General features: G+C 39.9%; 18 protein-coding genes and 1 pseudogene. 12 read left to right on the top strand and 7 right to left on the bottom strand.

Annotated elements, in window-relative coordinates; all coding sequences use genetic code 11:
- Window positions 1–271 precede the first annotated feature (271 nt).
- Window positions 272–1,168: an HNH endonuclease gene (locus JMW39_RS13030; RefSeq protein ID WP_201547226.1), complete on the top strand. Its 897-nt coding sequence runs from the start codon at window positions 272–274 to the stop codon at window positions 1,166–1,168.
- A 74-nt stretch (window positions 1,169–1,242) separates the two neighbouring features.
- Here JMW39_RS13030 and yaaA read toward each other — a convergent pair whose 3' ends face one another.
- Window positions 1,243–2,055 carry a peroxide stress protein YaaA gene (gene yaaA / locus JMW39_RS13025; protein ID WP_201547216.1) on the bottom strand — a complete coding sequence of 271 codons (813 nt, stop codon included), beginning with the start codon at window positions 2,053–2,055 and terminating at the stop codon, window positions 1,243–1,245.
- A gap of 500 nt (window positions 2,056–2,555) precedes the next feature.
- Between yaaA and JMW39_RS13020 the strand changes: the two genes are divergently transcribed.
- The 7 genes from JMW39_RS13020 to JMW39_RS12990 all read left to right on the top strand — a co-directional run bounded on the left by JMW39_RS13020 (window position 2,556) and on the right by JMW39_RS12990 (window position 7,640).
- Window positions 2,556–3,713 (top strand): NAD(P) transhydrogenase subunit alpha, encoded by a 1,158-nt coding sequence (locus JMW39_RS13020; RefSeq protein WP_201547214.1) that lies wholly within the window; start codon window positions 2,556–2,558, stop codon window positions 3,711–3,713.
- Between the two features lie 116 nt (window positions 3,714–3,829).
- Entirely contained in the window at window positions 3,830–4,177 is a 348-nt protein-coding gene (locus tag JMW39_RS13015) for a proton-translocating transhydrogenase family protein (RefSeq protein ID WP_201547234.1), read from the top strand.
- The gene (locus tag JMW39_RS13010) at window positions 4,174–5,571 is read left to right on the top strand and encodes an NAD(P)(+) transhydrogenase (Re/Si-specific) subunit beta (RefSeq protein ID WP_413786241.1); all 1,398 of its coding nucleotides are present in this window, start codon (window positions 4,174–4,176) and stop codon (window positions 5,569–5,571) included. Before JMW39_RS13015 ends, JMW39_RS13010 begins: the two co-directional genes overlap by 4 nt.
- 153 nt (window positions 5,572–5,724) lie before the next feature.
- Window positions 5,725–6,264, top strand: coding sequence for an acyl-CoA thioesterase (locus JMW39_RS13005; protein WP_201547211.1), 540 nt, complete (start codon window positions 5,725–5,727; stop codon window positions 6,262–6,264).
- 174 nt (window positions 6,265–6,438) lie between these two features.
- Window positions 6,439–6,648 carry a Fe-S cluster assembly protein IscX gene (iscX, locus tag JMW39_RS13000; RefSeq protein ID WP_011279849.1) on the top strand — a complete coding sequence of 70 codons (210 nt, stop codon included), beginning with the start codon at window positions 6,439–6,441 and terminating at the stop codon, window positions 6,646–6,648.
- An 89-nt stretch (window positions 6,649–6,737) separates the two neighbouring features.
- Window positions 6,738–7,238 carry a GyrI-like domain-containing protein gene (locus JMW39_RS12995; RefSeq protein WP_201547209.1) on the top strand — a complete coding sequence of 167 codons (501 nt, stop codon included), beginning with the start codon at window positions 6,738–6,740 and terminating at the stop codon, window positions 7,236–7,238.
- A gap of 186 nt (window positions 7,239–7,424) precedes the next feature.
- Window positions 7,425–7,640 (top strand): hypothetical protein, encoded by a 216-nt coding sequence (locus tag JMW39_RS12990; RefSeq protein WP_201547207.1) that lies wholly within the window; start codon window positions 7,425–7,427, stop codon window positions 7,638–7,640.
- Window positions 7,641–7,844: 204 nt separating this feature from the next.
- On the opposite strand, the gene JMW39_RS12985 is transcribed toward JMW39_RS12990, so the two are convergent.
- Both JMW39_RS12985 and JMW39_RS12980 read right to left on the bottom strand, forming a co-directional pair.
- The gene (locus JMW39_RS12985) at window positions 7,845–8,618 is read right to left on the bottom strand and encodes a hypothetical protein (protein ID WP_201547206.1); all 774 of its coding nucleotides are present in this window, start codon (window positions 8,616–8,618) and stop codon (window positions 7,845–7,847) included.
- A 13-nt stretch (window positions 8,619–8,631) separates the two neighbouring features.
- A pseudogene (locus JMW39_RS12980) lies at window positions 8,632–8,778 on the bottom strand (succinyl-diaminopimelate desuccinylase); the annotation flags it as partial.
- 153 nt (window positions 8,779–8,931) lie between these two features.
- Here JMW39_RS12980 and JMW39_RS12975 point away from each other — a divergent pair.
- Entirely contained in the window at window positions 8,932–9,069 is a 138-nt protein-coding gene (locus tag JMW39_RS12975; protein ID WP_201547204.1) for a hypothetical protein, read from the top strand.
- A gap of 76 nt (window positions 9,070–9,145) precedes the next feature.
- Here JMW39_RS12975 and JMW39_RS12970 read toward each other — a convergent pair whose 3' ends face one another.
- The 4 genes from JMW39_RS12970 to JMW39_RS12955 all read right to left on the bottom strand — a co-directional run bounded on the left by JMW39_RS12970 (window position 9,146) and on the right by JMW39_RS12955 (window position 13,001).
- Window positions 9,146–10,333 carry an acyltransferase family protein gene (locus JMW39_RS12970; protein ID WP_201547202.1) on the bottom strand — a complete coding sequence of 396 codons (1,188 nt, stop codon included), beginning with the start codon at window positions 10,331–10,333 and terminating at the stop codon, window positions 9,146–9,148.
- A gap of 83 nt (window positions 10,334–10,416) precedes the next feature.
- Window positions 10,417–11,616 carry a succinyl-diaminopimelate desuccinylase gene (gene dapE, locus JMW39_RS12965; RefSeq protein ID WP_201547200.1) on the bottom strand — a complete coding sequence of 400 codons (1,200 nt, stop codon included), beginning with the start codon at window positions 11,614–11,616 and terminating at the stop codon, window positions 10,417–10,419.
- A 107-nt stretch (window positions 11,617–11,723) separates the two neighbouring features.
- Window positions 11,724–12,188 carry a hypothetical protein gene (locus tag JMW39_RS12960; RefSeq protein ID WP_201547192.1) on the bottom strand — a complete coding sequence of 155 codons (465 nt, stop codon included), beginning with the start codon at window positions 12,186–12,188 and terminating at the stop codon, window positions 11,724–11,726.
- A gap of 57 nt (window positions 12,189–12,245) precedes the next feature.
- On the bottom strand, window positions 12,246–13,001 hold the full coding sequence (locus JMW39_RS12955) for a 2OG-Fe(II) oxygenase (RefSeq protein WP_201547190.1): 756 nt from the start codon (window positions 12,999–13,001) through the stop codon (window positions 12,246–12,248).
- 140 nt (window positions 13,002–13,141) lie between these two features.
- On the opposite strand from JMW39_RS12955, the gene JMW39_RS12950 reads away from it, so the two are divergent.
- The 3 genes from JMW39_RS12950 to JMW39_RS12940 all read left to right on the top strand — a co-directional run bounded on the left by JMW39_RS12950 (window position 13,142) and on the right by JMW39_RS12940 (window position 15,787).
- Window positions 13,142–14,017 carry a 23S rRNA (adenine(2030)-N(6))-methyltransferase RlmJ gene (locus JMW39_RS12950; protein WP_201547188.1) on the top strand — a complete coding sequence of 292 codons (876 nt, stop codon included), beginning with the start codon at window positions 13,142–13,144 and terminating at the stop codon, window positions 14,015–14,017.
- A gap of 10 nt (window positions 14,018–14,027) precedes the next feature.
- Window positions 14,028–14,945, top strand: a complete 918-nt coding sequence (pssA, locus tag JMW39_RS12945; protein WP_227679530.1) for a CDP-diacylglycerol--serine O-phosphatidyltransferase — start codon at window positions 14,028–14,030, stop codon at window positions 14,943–14,945.
- A gap of 290 nt (window positions 14,946–15,235) precedes the next feature.
- Window positions 15,236–15,787, top strand: a complete 552-nt coding sequence (locus JMW39_RS12940; protein WP_227679529.1) for a hypothetical protein — start codon at window positions 15,236–15,238, stop codon at window positions 15,785–15,787.
- Window positions 15,788–15,970: the final 183 nt, after the last annotated feature.

Genomic DNA, 15,970 nt, shown 5'->3' with positions numbered 1-15,970 from the left:
CAGATCTATGGCTGCCACCCTACAGTCCAGATCGAAATCCCATTGAGAAAAAATGGGCACAAGCTAAGTTTCTACGCCAAGGATGGATGGAGAATAATTTGCCTAAACTGTTTCAGGATATGGGTTGTATCTCTTTTATTGTGAACTGACTATACTAAATAATTATTTATCTGATATAGTTCGATATACTTAAAAAATAGATTGAGGTATTTTAGAATGCTTTTTTAAGCATGAATATATCATCTAATAAATTGAGAACGAAGGCTTTTTTATGCAATTATTTTTTCACGACGTTGGACTTAAAGGTTCTGATAAAGATTTTCCAAAGACTATTCTTAGTGATGTTGCAATAGATGATATTTTGAAACACATACTAGAGTCTTTCAAGGATGAAATTGGAGCTAACCTCATATCTGAGTTTCCAGAATGTTTTTGTAATGCTTGGGGCGTTCCTGCAGGGGCAAAAAGTGTTATAAAAAACTTGAATGTAGATGACATTATGCTTCTCATTAGAACCACTAGTGGCGCAGGAGATATGCCGGTATTATGTAAAGTAAAAGGGTTTTGGCGTGAGCATATGTCTGAGTTATCAAACTTTCTTTGGGGTAGTGATCATTATCCTTATGTTTTCTTTTTTAGAACTCAAGGTATTGAATTATCTTGGAATCAGTTTAAAGAAGATATTGGCTATAAACCAAACTTTAGGCCTAGTGGAAATGTGTATAGAGTAAGTGAGGCAGAAAGTAAGCTCTCTAGATTTGGTGGGATCGAAGGCTATATTGCCCATCTAACAAAAAAAGAAGACCTTAAGGTTCATGAAAATATAACTGAGTATGAGGTTAACGATGTAATAGATGGAGAATACGAAGAAGGTGAACGTAAAATAAAGGAGGTTTCTTATTTCAAGCGTAACCCAAAATTAGTTAAAGCAGCTAAAAAGCATTATGGGTATCATTGCCAAGCATGTGGATTTGATTTTGAAGATACTTATGGTGATATTGGTAAAAACTATATCGAATGCCACCACAAAGACCCTCTCTCAGAAAGAAGTGACAATTTTCATAGTACTATTAAAGACGTCTGTATGCTTTGTTCAAGCTGTCATCGTATGATTCATAAGTGTATACCTGCTTTGAGCTTGGATGAGCTCAAGGATAGGTTGCTATGAAATATTTGATTAATATATAGAAAAAAGCCCCAACTCATTGAGCTAGGGCTTTTTTAGTTTAGGAGAACGGCTGTTTATTGACTGTCTGCATCTCGTCTAAACGTCCAATTTTTATCATCAGACAACTCATCGACATAATAATACCCCGCCAAATCAAACTGCTTTAATTGCTCAGCACTAGTCAACTTATTATCAGCAGCATATTTCACCATCAGTCCACGAGCTTTTTTTGCATAAAAGCTAATCACTTTATATTGACCATTTTTCTCGTCTTCAAATCGTGGTGTGATAATTTCCGCATTTAGTGCTTTCTTTTTTATTACCTTAAAATACTCATTAGAAGCTAGGTTAATTAAAACTTTGTCATCACTATCTGTCATGCGTGCATTGAGAATGTCAGTCACTGCTTCGCCCCAAAACTCATATAAATTATCACCGCGCTCATTTTTCAGCTTGGTGCCCATCTCTAGGCGATAAGGTTGAATTAAATCTAACGGTTTAAGCACACCATAAAGTCCTGACAAAATACCCAAATGTTCATTGACATAAATAGCCGTATCTTTGTCCATATGATACATATCAAGTCCGGTATAAACATCACCATCGAATAAATAACTCGCCGGTTTGGCGGTATTACCAAATGCATCATCTGTAAAATGTTCATTTTCACTCCAAGCCCAGTCTTGATTACGCTTAGCATTAAGCTGCGCCAAATCGTCAGAGATGCTCATCAGCTCTTGCAAATCAATCGGCTCTTTTGCTTTTAAGTTTTTCATCAGGGTTTGTGAGTGTTCAATCAGCTCGGGCTGACTATAGTAGTTACCAAGATTGACTGGCACAGCATCTTTCTCATTGAGGGATTTGGCAGGGGAAAGTAAAAAATACATCGTTATTCCTTATTTATAATGAGTTAAAGGGCGTTCTAATTAAGTGTCAAGTTTTCTTATTATACGGCAGACAGTATTTTATCTTGACTTAGTCGTAGCTGTTTTGTATTTTTAAGCGTCATCGTAGACATATGTCAAATATCAAAACAATTTATGCGCTAGCTCAGAGCTAATAACTTACAGGCTTTGCGCGCTTTTGGAAAAAATAAAAGTTTTTAATATAACAATAAAAGTTATGATGATGGTGTAAATACCTAACTTTTTATTTTACTTGTGGGTCATCATTAGACAATGAAAGTTAGCAGACGATATCTCTATAATAAAAAGGCATGATGGCAAAGTAGCCGTCATTTATTAAATTGATAGTCTTTGGTCTTAAGTGTTAAACCAACCATGACCAAGGATTTTTTGTCCCCTGTGCTTTTTAAATGTGCGTTGAGGGTGTTAAAAGGTAGTCATTAGACGTGAGTATAGTCATTAGACGTAAGTAAGGAGACGGTATGAGAATCGGTGTTATTAGTGCAGATAGCGCAAGTGAAAGTCGGGTAGCGCTAACCCCAGACGCGGTAAAAAAATTACGTAAACTAGGGTTTAAAGTCGTCATTCAGTCAGGTGCAGGTCAAGCAGCATATTATGCTGATGAGCTGTATCAAGCGGCGGGTGCTGACATTGCCAATAGTAGCACTGAGGTCGTCAGCCAGTCTCAAATTATTACTACCGTCAATGACTTGCCAGCGGCAGTAACTGAGTATTTAACAGCCGGTCAAGTGGTTATCGGGATGCTTGATCCGTATCGCAATAGCCAGCTAGATACTTATGCAGCAAAAGGCGCGACTGCCTTTGCGATGGAGCTGTTGCCACGTACCTTGTCACGTGCCCAGAATATGGACGTCTTGTCCTCGCAAGCCAACCTTGCCGGTTACAAAGCAGTATTGCTAGCCGCCAACGAATATTCGCGTCCGTTCCCAATGTTTATGACCTCAGCCGGTACGGTTAAACCTGCCAAAGTCGTTATTTTAGGCGTTGGGGTGGCAGGTTTGCAAGCGATTGCCACAGCGAAGCGTTTAGGCGCCGTGGTTGAAGCCAGTGATTTACGTCCGACCGCTCGTGAGCAAGTAGAGTCATTAGGTGGTAAATGGCTTGATGTCCCGATGAGTACAGAGGAAGCAGAAACAGCTAAGTCTACAGGTGGCTATGCTTGGACACCATCAGAGCAATATGTCAAAGACCAAGCGGCAGTGGTTGACAAGGCATTAAGCAATGCTGATATCGTCATTACCACAGCGCAAATTCCTGGTCGTAACGCACCGCGTTTGGTGCACGGGGCGACGCTTGCCAAAATGAAGGCAGGCTCAGTACTCATCGATATGGCGGCTGGTACCGGTGGTAACATCGAAGGCAGTGTGCCTGATCAAACCATTACCACGGCAAATGGCGTGCGTATCGTTGGTGCGGCCAATATTCCATCGCAACTGGCAGCGCAGTCGTCAGACCTATATGCCAACAACCTTGTTAATTTTATCACCACTTTAATTGCTCCTGCAGCTACAGACGACGCTTCAGTCAATACACTGGCACTAAATTTAGATATGAATGATGAGATTCAGGGGGCGTTAGCGGTGACCCATGACAACCAAGTGCGCCTTGCTAAACGCTAAGCCTTAAATATCAAGTCTTGACTACCTCATTACCCTACATTTGCCAGACACGAACAAATTTTTAGGAGGATTAGATGATTGCCACTATTTTAGCTGCAGCGCCAGCTGGTGCGGCCATGAGTAGCACACCGTTTGTAGCGATTTTTACCGTATTTGTGCTCGCTATTTTTGTCGGCTACTACGTCGTTTGGGGCGTAACCCCTGCACTACATACACCATTGATGGCGGTCACCAACGCTTTATCAAGTATTGTAATCGTCGGTGCGATGCTACAGACCGTCACTATTGACGGCTCGATGTTCACCCCAACCAGTTTACTAGGTGCCTTTGCGGTATTTTTAGCCAGTATCAATATCTTCGGTGGTTTTGCCGTGACTGAGCGTATGCTTGCGATGTTCAAACCGAAAGTAAAAAAAGCACCCGCTCTTGAAACTGGGACGACTGAAAGTGGAGGCGATGCATGAGCGATTTAACAAATATGATTGCAGTAAATGCAGATTGGTTTTACTTAGTGGGTGCCATTCTTTTTGTCTTAACCTTACGTGGTCTATCTAGTCCAAAAACCGCTATTCGCGGTAACCGCTTTGGTATGGTGGCGATGGCGATTGCTGTCGCAACGACATTCTTCTTAGCGGAAGGCCCTGTGCTTTGGTTGATTATCGGTGCGATGGTATTGGGTGCACTCGTCGGCATGTGGAAAGCAAAAACGGTTGCCATGACCCAAATGCCAGAAACCGTGGCCTTGATGCATTCATTTGTTGGTTTGGCAGCGGTGGCGATTGCTTTAGCAACGGTACTGCATACTGAACAACAGCATGGCGCGGTTGCCCGTGTTGAATTGTTTATCGGTTGTTTCATTGGTGCGATTACTTTCTCAGCGTCGGTATTTGCCTTTGGTAAATTGGCGGCAAAAAGCTGGGCGAAGACCTTGGTTGGTGGCTGGGTAAAACCAGTACAGGCACTGTTATTTATTGCCATGATTGGTTTTGGTATCGTCTACTTTATGACCGATTCGTTGCCCGCATTTTATGCGATGGCAGTGATTGCAGTCATCTTTGGTTGGATGTGGATTGCGCCAATCGGTGGCGGTGATATGCCAGTGGTTGTGTCACTATTGAACTCGTTCTCAGGTTGGGCAGCAGCCGGTATTGGGTTTACCCTTGGCAACTCGATGCTCATTATCGCAGGTTCGCTCGTCGGTTCATCAGGTGCGATTCTATCTTATATCATGTGTAAAGCCATGAACCGCTCATTGCTTAACGTCTTGTTTGGCGGTATGGGTACAACAGCTGCCGCAGTGGGCGGCGATGATGGTGCACCAAAGAATTATAAAGCAGGCTCAGCAGAAGATGCAGGTTTTCTTATGGCCAATGCCAGTAGTGTGGTCATTGTACCGGGTTATGGTATGGCGCAAGGCCGTGCACAAAACGCGGTCAAAGAATTGTATGAGCTATTAAAAGAAGAAGGCGTCAATGTACGTTTTGCGATTCATCCGGTCGCTGGTCGTATGCCAGGACACATGAACGTACTATTGGCGGAAGCTGATGTCCCTTATGATGATATTCTTGAGATGGATGAGATTAACTCTGACTTCGCCAGTACCGATGTGGTATTAGTCATCGGTGCCAATGACGTTGTTAATCCTTCAGCAAAAGATGATCCATCGTCGCCAATCTTTGGTATGCCGATTCTAGACGTTACCAAAGCGCAAACCGTAATGGTTATCAAGCGTTCGATGAATACCGGTTATGCAGGGCTTGATAACAGCTTGTTCTATATGGACAAAACCATGATGATCTTTGGCGATGCCAAGAAAATGGTCGAAGAGATGGTCCGTAGTATTAATGGCGCGCATTAATCTTTAAAGTAAACGGTTAAAGATAAGTTATTAAATACAAGCTTTGCCATAAAAAGTCACTGAGGTGGCTTTTTTTGCGTTAAGGTAGCCAGTATTTACATTCAAGTATATCTAGTTATCATTAATAAATAATAATAGTTAAGAGATTTCCTTATGAACATGTTGATACGTTTTTTTATTATGGTCAGCTTATTAAAGCAGCAGCTTAAACAGCAAGCGGTTAGCGAACACTTAAGTGTCGAAACCTTGACGGCACCAATTGTACGTCACTATCGAGTGTTGCCACATGATATGGGCTTTCGTGATCATCTGCCCAATTATCGCTACTTATCTTTTATAGAGTTAAACATCACTAAATGGCTGATGGCGTGCTGTCATCAAAAGGGCATTAAAAATCTCGGCTGGATTATCGCCATGCAAGAAATGGTCTATCTCAAAGAAATTAAGTTTCTGAGTAAAATGACCGTAAATAGTACGCTTGTCGGGTGGGATAAAAAATACGTTTATTTTGAAACGCGCTTCTTTGTGAAAGACCAGTTGATGGGCGTCGGTATGACTAAGTTTGTATTGACCAATAAAAAAGGTAAATGTGTGCCAGAGATATTGGATATGACAGGCGCGCATACAAATGAGATCATTGATTCTTGGAATCAGCATCAAGTAGCGATTAAGTCTTATGAATCTGCTAAATAGAGAAAATAAGCTAAATCAATAAAGGCTGCATGACGAACTTGTCTATAATCAGCGGGCGAATTTTGCTACGATAGAGGGTGTTAAATGGTCAAGAAAATGGTTAAGCAAATAACCAGTCAAGCTGACCATCAATTCGATGACATTTATAAAATGATGACAAGTTAAGGATCTACCATGACCCCGCAAAAATTAAAATGGACAGACAGCTTAGATATTGCTATTGAGCTTTACGAAAAATTTCCAGAGACCGATCCGCAGTACATTCGCTTTACCGATTTGCATCGCTGGGTGACTGAGCTTGAAGGCTTTGATGATGACCCGCAGCGCTCAAACGAAGGTATCTTGGAAGCCATTCAAATGAATTGGATTGATGAGGCAGATTAGAGTAATACTGCAACGTCAATCGTATTAAAACTCATTTTAAATATCTTTTTAAATAAAAACCAGCATCAATATATAGGACATGCCGCATTATGACATCAGAAATCAAAGAGCTACCCGAAGCGATAGCGTGCAAAGGCATCAGCGTTCGCACCACCAATAATGCTGAAATTAGCCATGAAACAGCCAAGTTAGGTAGACTATGGCAAAAGTTTTATCAAAATCATGCGGTCAATCTTCCTAAGGGCGAAGATATTTATGCTATCTATCATAACTATGAGAGCGATGACTTGGTCGGTGCTTTTGATGTTGTGGCCGGTTGGAAAATAGATAGCGAGCAGGAGCAGTCAGATAATGGCGCTAATGCTAAGAATGGCGATCTAGTCAGCGTAGATATTCCTGCAGGGAAGTATTTGGTCTTTTCTGAAGAAGGTAGAATGCCTAATACCGTCATGAATGCTTGGGAAAAAGCGTGGACTTATTTTAATGATCGAAGCTGTGAGCATGTACGAACGTACAATGTTGATTTTGAGCATTATATTGGCGGCAACCTAGAGTATGGGCAAGTAGATCTCTATATTGGTATTGAGTAAAGCCAGAAAGTAAAATTATTGAGGCGATAGTTTTTATAATTCTCATTCCTATCGCCACTTTCTTGTAAGAATTAAGGTACCAAAATTATACTTATAGTCTGTTTCGTTGCCGTATATTGAGGTCTCTTATTGCATGATTAGCAATATCCTATCAATTGCTTCTAGCCTTATATTAAGAGATATAAAATGAGCGACGACCCAGTTTTCTCTACCTATGAGTTGGGTATCATACAAAATTCCTTGCGAAAAAGAATGGCGATGATAGAAGATTTTAGAACAGATGTGGCAACGCAGGATTTAGAACCAGAAATAGAGATGAGCCAACAAATAGATGTCTTTAAGCAGGAAGTACAGCATATTCAAGATAAAGTAAGGTCTATGGTCGAAAGCAGAGTTGAATAAAGCCAAACCTAAATGACTACTACTCATTTATTGATTACTTAACTAAGACACTAAGCTGTTACACGGTTTAAGGGTTATTTAGTTAAAAAATCAAAATAAAAAAGCGCCATCTGAATTAGATTTGGCGCTTTTTTATTTTGGACAGCGACAATCAATTAAGGCATAAACTTTAAAGAGAAAGATTTGCCTGAACAGAAGATGTACTCAAAAAAACAACTCACCACTTTCTTCTATCTCAATTGTTACTCCTGTCAACTGCTTAAGCTGAGATTCAAGTTGTTGAATTTGATTTTTATTAGGTTGTTTTTCAGGAAAATAAGTACTAGCTATGATTTTGAACCCTTCAGAACTATAGCCAACACTTTGTAGCTTGCCCCCATACTGTTCTATCAAATTGCTAATCGATATTATGTTTTCATCACCACTGTAAATAGCAATCATATCTTCCTTACTTCTGTCTGCAATAGGCAAAATGACAAAAGACACGATAAACCCAGCAAGCTCTCCATAACGAAAGACATAATTGTGTTCATCGGCGACAACATTCATTCGCGTAACCAAAAACAGCTTAACTTCATCTTCTTTATTACTCCAGTAGCTGTCAACAATTCTACCTTTGAGCTGATCTTCTAGTTGTTTGGCTGCGTAGTTATATTCTAATGATAAAAGGGCTACTTGCTTACGATAAATATAGTCGATATTAATTAGTTTGATTTGATCCGTGCTTAAATATTCATTGCTCTGATTATCGATCCTAGTTTGTTTGGTAAGAAGAGCAATAGAATTTGGATAAATGAGTGACCAATTAACTTTTATTGGCGTATCATCAACAGATTGATTTTGACTGGTATGCAATACTGGCGGAGTACCAGTTTGTGTTTTTTCTATGGGTAAGTTATTGCACGCAGTCATCAATAGACATATAGAAATCGCAAAATAAGTCAAAGCTTGCTGGGTTTTTGTTCTAAATACTTCCATAGATTTTTCCAACTTAATCAAGCAGCAAATTCTCTAAAATCTTTTCATAAATCTGCGCCAATTTACCCAAATCATCGACCTCGACTTTTTCATCGACTTGATGAATGGTGGCATTACGTACGCCAAGCTCAACAACTTGCGCACCCGTTGGCGCCATAAAGAGAATGATAAGTGTCACATTGAAGCGGTAAATGATACTAATAGCGATAAACAGCTAATAGGCATCGCACGCTGTATTATTGACTTTAGCTACTGTTGCTATCTATAGGATATCGCTGTCGATGAAGCATACAAACATTAAGGTATTGGTAAGTTGATGATCAGAAAGATTGAGCAGCAATTACCACCAAGCTGTAAGATTATTTTATTATTAGCTCAGCAAGCCAGCGATTATTATCCTAAAATTAGCTTTATCAAACATGAGAGTGAGTGGTTTAAAGTAAAACCATAGAATTAAATTGATATATATAATCTTTAATAGTATTAAGCTACAGTATTGTCATTTTATCCTATCATTTCTATAATTATCACACAGAAGACGGTTGTGGTGTTTTAGCACCTCTTAACTTCGTCTTCATCGGAATCTCGATGGTTTTGTATATGAGTATTGAAAAAGCTACCGACAATAACATGAAGATAATAGCTATAAATGGTGATTGATAATTGGTTGGTAAGAATCCTAAAGAATAGAAACTAACAAATGACCAATGTGTGATATAGAGCGCATAGCTAGATTCACCTAATAATATGAGAAAAGGTAAGTTCAAAAATTTAGATATAAAGGTTTGTCCTATAGATAAGGCTAAGATAATTCCCAAAAATGGAATTAATAAAATGCTGAATTTCACTGAGTTATTCAATAGCCAGTAAGCCTCATTATTATCTGCATAACCAGTGGTATAAATTCTACTAAAAAACCATACTGTGCTAACTAAAATAATAACATTTCTTTTAGTTTCAGAACCAAATAATATATTTTTGAAACGCTGCGTCTCTGAGTCTTCCATCAAAAACAACTTTCCACCCACGCAACCAGCAATAAATTCAGGCAATCTAAATAGCGGTGTAAAATACTGAATAGAATAAGATGTGCCAGAAGGAAGCGAGTGTTTGTAATAAATTTGATCTAATGCAACAAAGTATATACCAGAGCTTATTATTAATAATGCTACTAAGAACCAAATTAATTTTTTAAAGCTTTTTAAGTATTTGACTAGCCAATAACAGATAAGAGGGAAACACATATAAAAGAATAGCTCAGTCGATATACTCCAAGACGGAGTGTTCCAAACTAGTGTATAAGGAGTTCCAGGTATCCAAGATTGAAGGGCAAAGGCATTGATTACCCAAGATGCCCAATAATGTATCTCTTGACCAGCAAATTCACCATTGTTGCCACGCACACTAATTTGGAAAAAAGAATTCAATAATAGTGCAAAAATATATACAGGATATAGTCGAGCAAATCGTAACTGCTGAAATTTCCAAAACTGATTTACACTCACAAATTTACCGAACCATGACTCATAGTTGTAAGTTAAAATAAAGCCACTCAATATAAAAAAGAAAGTAACTCCGTATTGACCTGAAATCAAAAACGTCATGAGAGCTTCATTCTCAACACCTAGATAGTCTCTGAAATGAAGTACAACGATAGCGAATGCAGCAAAGAATCTTAAACTTGAAAGCTCATTTAAATGTTTTTTGATAGCCATTTTTAATCCATTGAAAAACATAAGTACGCTATTATCACAAATAATAATTCAAGAAGATATTGTTAATTTTAATATTAAAATGTTTAATCAAGCAGCAAATTCTCCAAAATACCCTCATAAATCTGCGCCAATTTACCCAAGTCATCTAATTCTACTTTTTCGTCAACCTGATGAATCGTGGCATTACGTACGCCGAGCTCAACCACTTGTGCGCCCGTTGGCGCGATAAAGCGTCCATCGGATGTGCCGCCAGAAGTTGATAAGGTCGTATCAGTACCGGTCACCGATTTGATTGCTTGTTGGCATGCCGAGACCAATTTACCTTCAGGTGTTAAGAATGGCTGACCGGATAATTTCCAATGAATATCATAACTGGCTTTACTGTTCTCAAAATATTTATCAAAGATAGCATGGGTTTTTGCTTTTAGCTCATCTTCGCTTGTTTCTGTCGAAAAGCGAAAATTAAAAATAACTTTTAGTGTTTCAGGAATAACGTTTGTTGCACCCGTACCGCCATTGATATTAGAGATTTGCAGGGAAGTTGCAGGGAAGTAGTCATTGCCATTATCCCAAGTCGCCGCCGTAAGCTCTGCTAATGCTGCCATCGTTGTATGTATCGGATTGCAAGCCAGATGCGGGTAGGCAACATGACCTTGTTTGCCAGTGACGGTAAGCTCGGCGCCCAATGAGCCGCGGCGACCGTTCTTAATGATATCGCCCAGCGTATCAGTGCTTGATGGCTCACCAACAAGACAATAGGTGATTTTTTCATTGCGCGCTTCTAAGGTTTCTATGACTTTGACCGTACCATTGATGGACGGACCTTCTTCATCTGATGTGATTAGAAATGCTATCGAGCCATTATGTTCAGGATAATTGGCAACAAAACGCTCAGTGGCAACGGTAAAGGCTGCAATGCCCGTTTTCATATCAGCAGCACCTCGCGCCCATAAATAACCGTCTGCAATGGTTGGGGTAAATGGCGGATAAGTCCAATTTTTTTCATCGCCCGTTGGAACGACGTCGGTATGACCAGCAAAACAAATAACTGGATCAGTGGTGCCACGGCGCGCCCATAAGTTTTTGACTTCAGCGTGCTCGCCTTTTGCCTGTCTATCACCGTAATACATAAACTCACAGTCAAACCCTGCTTGTTGCAAGCGCTCTGATAATATATCTTGGCAGCCATCATCATCTGGGGTGACAGAAGGACGTTCAAGTAGGGCGATACTTAATTCTAAAGTTTGTTGTTGATGGGTTTTACTATTATTTTCTAAACTCATGACATTCCTAGATAAGTTGATTTAATATTTCTTGTGATAAAATCTGGCTTATTTTTATAAGATTTATCTAATGCTGATGTTTATCAACTCTGATGGTCAAAATAACTTTAGTTTTTATTCAAGTAAATTTTCTCATAATCGCCGTAATATATTGCCAGATACTCTGTAATGCACTTTTCGGTTGGGGTATTACTATAGTTTTTAACTTTGTCACTGTTGTAAGCACGCACATAGCCACCTGCAGAAATGACATCACCCATTTTATAACTTGTTCCTAATAATTTTAAAGTCTTATGATGACTATCAAAAGTTGCTTGTCCTTCGGGAAATACGGGTGTCATCCATCTGCTTCCGTCAAATGCAAGTAGACACTCGTCCTCATATTTGAATTCAGTAGTAATAGCGGTCGGATTAATTATTAGAGGTTTTTCAGGGGTGGACTTCGGCAAATAATAGGTAAAAAAGAACTCATTGTGTGGTTGAGTAGGGGCTTGATGATTAAGCGTCTCGCAGCTAACAATTAGAGGAAACATAACAATTAAGAGTAAGCTTCTAAATAAGGTTTTATGCATTGTCATTATCCTTAATTAACAAGGCTTATTTAAAGTAAAAGTAATAGCTGATGAATTTTAAATATTGTCTTCAACAAAAGGCACTAGACCATCACGGCGCATCCAAGTCGCGATAGAATAACGCTGACGATGAGCAATTTGCACCTGATGTTGCATGTCACTATCAAATATGACCAGTCTATTGGCAACAGGCATGACATTATGATGAATGCCATGTTTATCGACGATTTCTAATGCACCGCCGTCACTATCGCTCCAATCATCATTGAGATAAAACACCGCCGAGATAACGCGCTCATCACGCCTAGCCGGATTATCGCTATGCCATTGATAGCCAAAACCCACTGGATAACAAGCATAATGCGCCTCACTATGGCGAATACCGGCAAACAAACTGCGATTAAACAACGCGGCAAGCGCATTGATACTTTGCAGATAGTAAAACCCTGCAAAGAAGTTTTCGGTAATCCAGCGAATCCGATCACCGCGAATATCGCTGACCCGAATACCAGCCGTCAACTCTGCGTCACGATAGTCAATAAAACCGCTCTCGGACTGCAAGGCTAATAGCGCTTTATTCTCAAACACCTCATCGATAATCATCCAACCATCGTCTACAAACTTATCCAGCTGTTTATCGGTCAGCTTATTTTGCCAATCGACATCAAAGTCGGATAACGCTAATACTTGCTGAGTCGGCAGCTTTTGGCTATCGTCGCCATCATGCGGAAACAGTAATGGAGGATTGTCTTGTCCAATCGGATTCTCAACGACTAGCTGTGTCACCTCAAGATTGCTAATAATCTGCATCATTTTGTCTCGCCGTTATCAATAAACATGCCATTCGCTGTCAATACACAGCCAATCCATGCCTTTTTACCAAAACCATCGTTATCTTTTACCCTGTCTATGCTACCATAGATGCAATTTTTCTTATTTAAACTTTTGATCTTATGAATTATAAACACGCCTATCACGCTGGTAACTTTGCCGATGTCGTTAAACACATTTTATTGGTACAACTACTGAATCAAATGGGGCAAAAAAACAAACCTTTTTATGTGCTGGATGCTTATGGCGGTCGTGGACTGTATTCGCTCGGCAGTGAAGAGGCGCGCAAAACAGGTGAATCCAAAGGCGGTATTCAAGCCTTAGTAAAAGCTGACGTCGAAAAAGCACCGACCGCAGTCAAAGACTATATGGAAGGCATTAAGCAAGCGCGTTTCACTTATGACAAAAAAGTCTATCCTGGTTCGCCGTGGTGGATTGCGCATCATATTGAGAAAAATCCAGATGCTGGCGTGCGCGGCGAAGCGTTTGAGGCCAAAGCCAGTGAATATGATGCACTGAACTATCAACTGCATAAATTGCCAATTGGTATTCATCATCGCAATGCTTTTGAGGGTATCGCTGCCGTAATTCCGCCAAAAGAGAAGCGTGGTCTGATTTTCCTTGATCCTCCTTACGAGCAAGAGCACAAAGACTTTACACGCCTGATTAATCTATTGGTCGCCTCTTATGAGAAATGGCCACAAGGCACTTATGCGTTATGGTATCCGATTAAAAACATCGAAGCGGTTGAGCTGTTCCATAAAAAGCTTAAACGTACCGAGATGAGACGTCAATTGGTCTGTGAGCTTAATATATATCCTAACGATATCGCCGTCGGTCTGAATGGTACAGGTCTACTGATTATCAATCCGCCTTGGCAGTTTGACAATCATGCACGTGAGATATTACGCTTTTTACAACCGGTGTTAAAAGTTGAAGATGCGCCAGACTTGTCTGCAGACAGTGCTACTAATGTCCGCTGGCTAGTTGGCGAATAAGGATATCGTTATGACGACTGATCACTCATCAAATAGCTTAGTAACCGACAAGGTTATGAATGACGGTTTGGTAAAAGAGCCACTATTACAAGATAGCGCTGCCACTCAGCCGCCTTTTGTCGATGAGCATGAGTTCAATATTCGCCTAGCGAATAATGACAATTATGATGGCTTAACCTTTGAGGTGATTGAAGCAGAAGTTGCTGAAGGCAAGCGCGTGGTCAGTCGCGGTGTGTATTTAGCACCCAATCTCATCACGACTTTATCGTTACTATCAGGTTTCTATTCCATTTTAGCCAGTACCCAAGGCGAGTTTTATAAAGCATCACTGGCGATTTTCTTATCAGCCATTCTTGATGGTGCAGATGGGCGAGTTGCACGTATGCTGAATGCGCAAAGCCCTTTTGGCGAGCAGTATGACTCACTCGCTGATATGCTGGCTTTTGGCGTTGCACCTGCGATTTTAATATATAGCTTTGCTTTAGAGCCTTTAGGTCGGATTGGTCTTGGTTGCGCTTTCGTCTTTACCGCTTGCGCCGCTTTTCGCCTCGCGCGTTTTAACGTTCAAGTTGGTATTGTCGATAAAAAGTATTTTGTCGGTTTAGCAAGTCCGCTCGCTGCTATATTAGTTACAGCAGCGGTGATGGTTGCGGTCGATCATAATGAATGGATCGGACAATACGATACTGGCGTTATGTTCTTATTTGCCGCTTGGGTGGTTATCTGCGGCTTATTGATGGTCAGTAACGTCAAATACTATAGCTTTAAAGAGTTCGATAAAAAGAAAGTACCATTCGTGGTGCTTATCATTGGTGTATTGGTGATGAGTATCATCTTATATGATATCCCTGTGGGCATCTTAGCGATTGGTGTTATTTATGCCTTGTCAGGTATTGTTACTACCTTACAAACTAAAGTTAGCAGTTAACGCTATGACTGCTTTATAGTAGATTTTAGCTTAAGACATGCACATACGAACCGCCTATTTTTTAATAGGCGGTTTTTTTGTGGAAAATATTTATAGGATAAATAATAAGATTGAAAGTTCAGAATATAAGTAGAGGGGTTTAATACAAAAGACTAAGAATGAATTTTAATAGGATGCCTTATAAAGTGCTATGGTATAGATTCTTCATTCAATATTGAAGTATCGTTTTAAAAAGTATCATTCTAACATTGGTATTTCTATGACTTCATATAGTCAAAGTCGAGGTTATTATGCTGAACTTACCTAGTTTTAATCGTCTATTGCCTGTCTCAAATATCTCATCGCATCTGCTAAAAGGGTTAATGGCAAGTGCTTTACTGTCGTTGTCATTCGTTTCACTATCTTCACATGCAGCTACTAGCAACTTAGTCAGTCCCATATCTCGCGCTGAAGCGGCCAATCCTGCTAACTTTTATCATTTAAATATTAATGGTGGCGCCGTTACTTCTGCATCAGCGCCGTGTTCTATGAAAAAAGGACTGATTACTTGTGGACTTGAAAAGCTTAAACTCATCAATAGCAGTATTAATGAAGTAGATGCTGACTATGATTTGGCACAAGCTTTTTACTATCCGTCAAAATCACAGCCTAAGACAGCTGTTGTTGTTATTACCCGCTCTGGTCTAATGGATGATAGTGTTAGCGCAGAACGTTATCGTATTAGCTTTGCGTTAAAAGGTAAGTCGTCTGATTTAAATTGGCAGTGGGTGCAGTATGGGGTTCAATATCAATGTCTTCGCGGTAACAAAATAGGGAAATGGAGTAAAAATCTTTGCCCTTAAAGAAGTCATATATTTATAGACAGATTAAAGACTATTAAAGAATTATAGGTTTATTCTCCAAACCCCCTTGACCCCCTCTCAAATGTGCGTATAATGCGCCCTAGTCGAAAGGGAAGGATGATATGGGGAGTGGTTTACCACTTATTATAATAGCCAGTTATTAACTAAGCTATTCACCAATCA

It is taken from the genome of Psychrobacter immobilis, from assembly GCF_904846175.1.
Lineage (GTDB): Bacteria > Pseudomonadota > Gammaproteobacteria > Pseudomonadales > Moraxellaceae > Psychrobacter > Psychrobacter immobilis_E.
The sequence above is the reverse complement of the archived record's forward strand: the minus strand, read 5'-3'. Positions and strand labels throughout refer to the sequence as shown.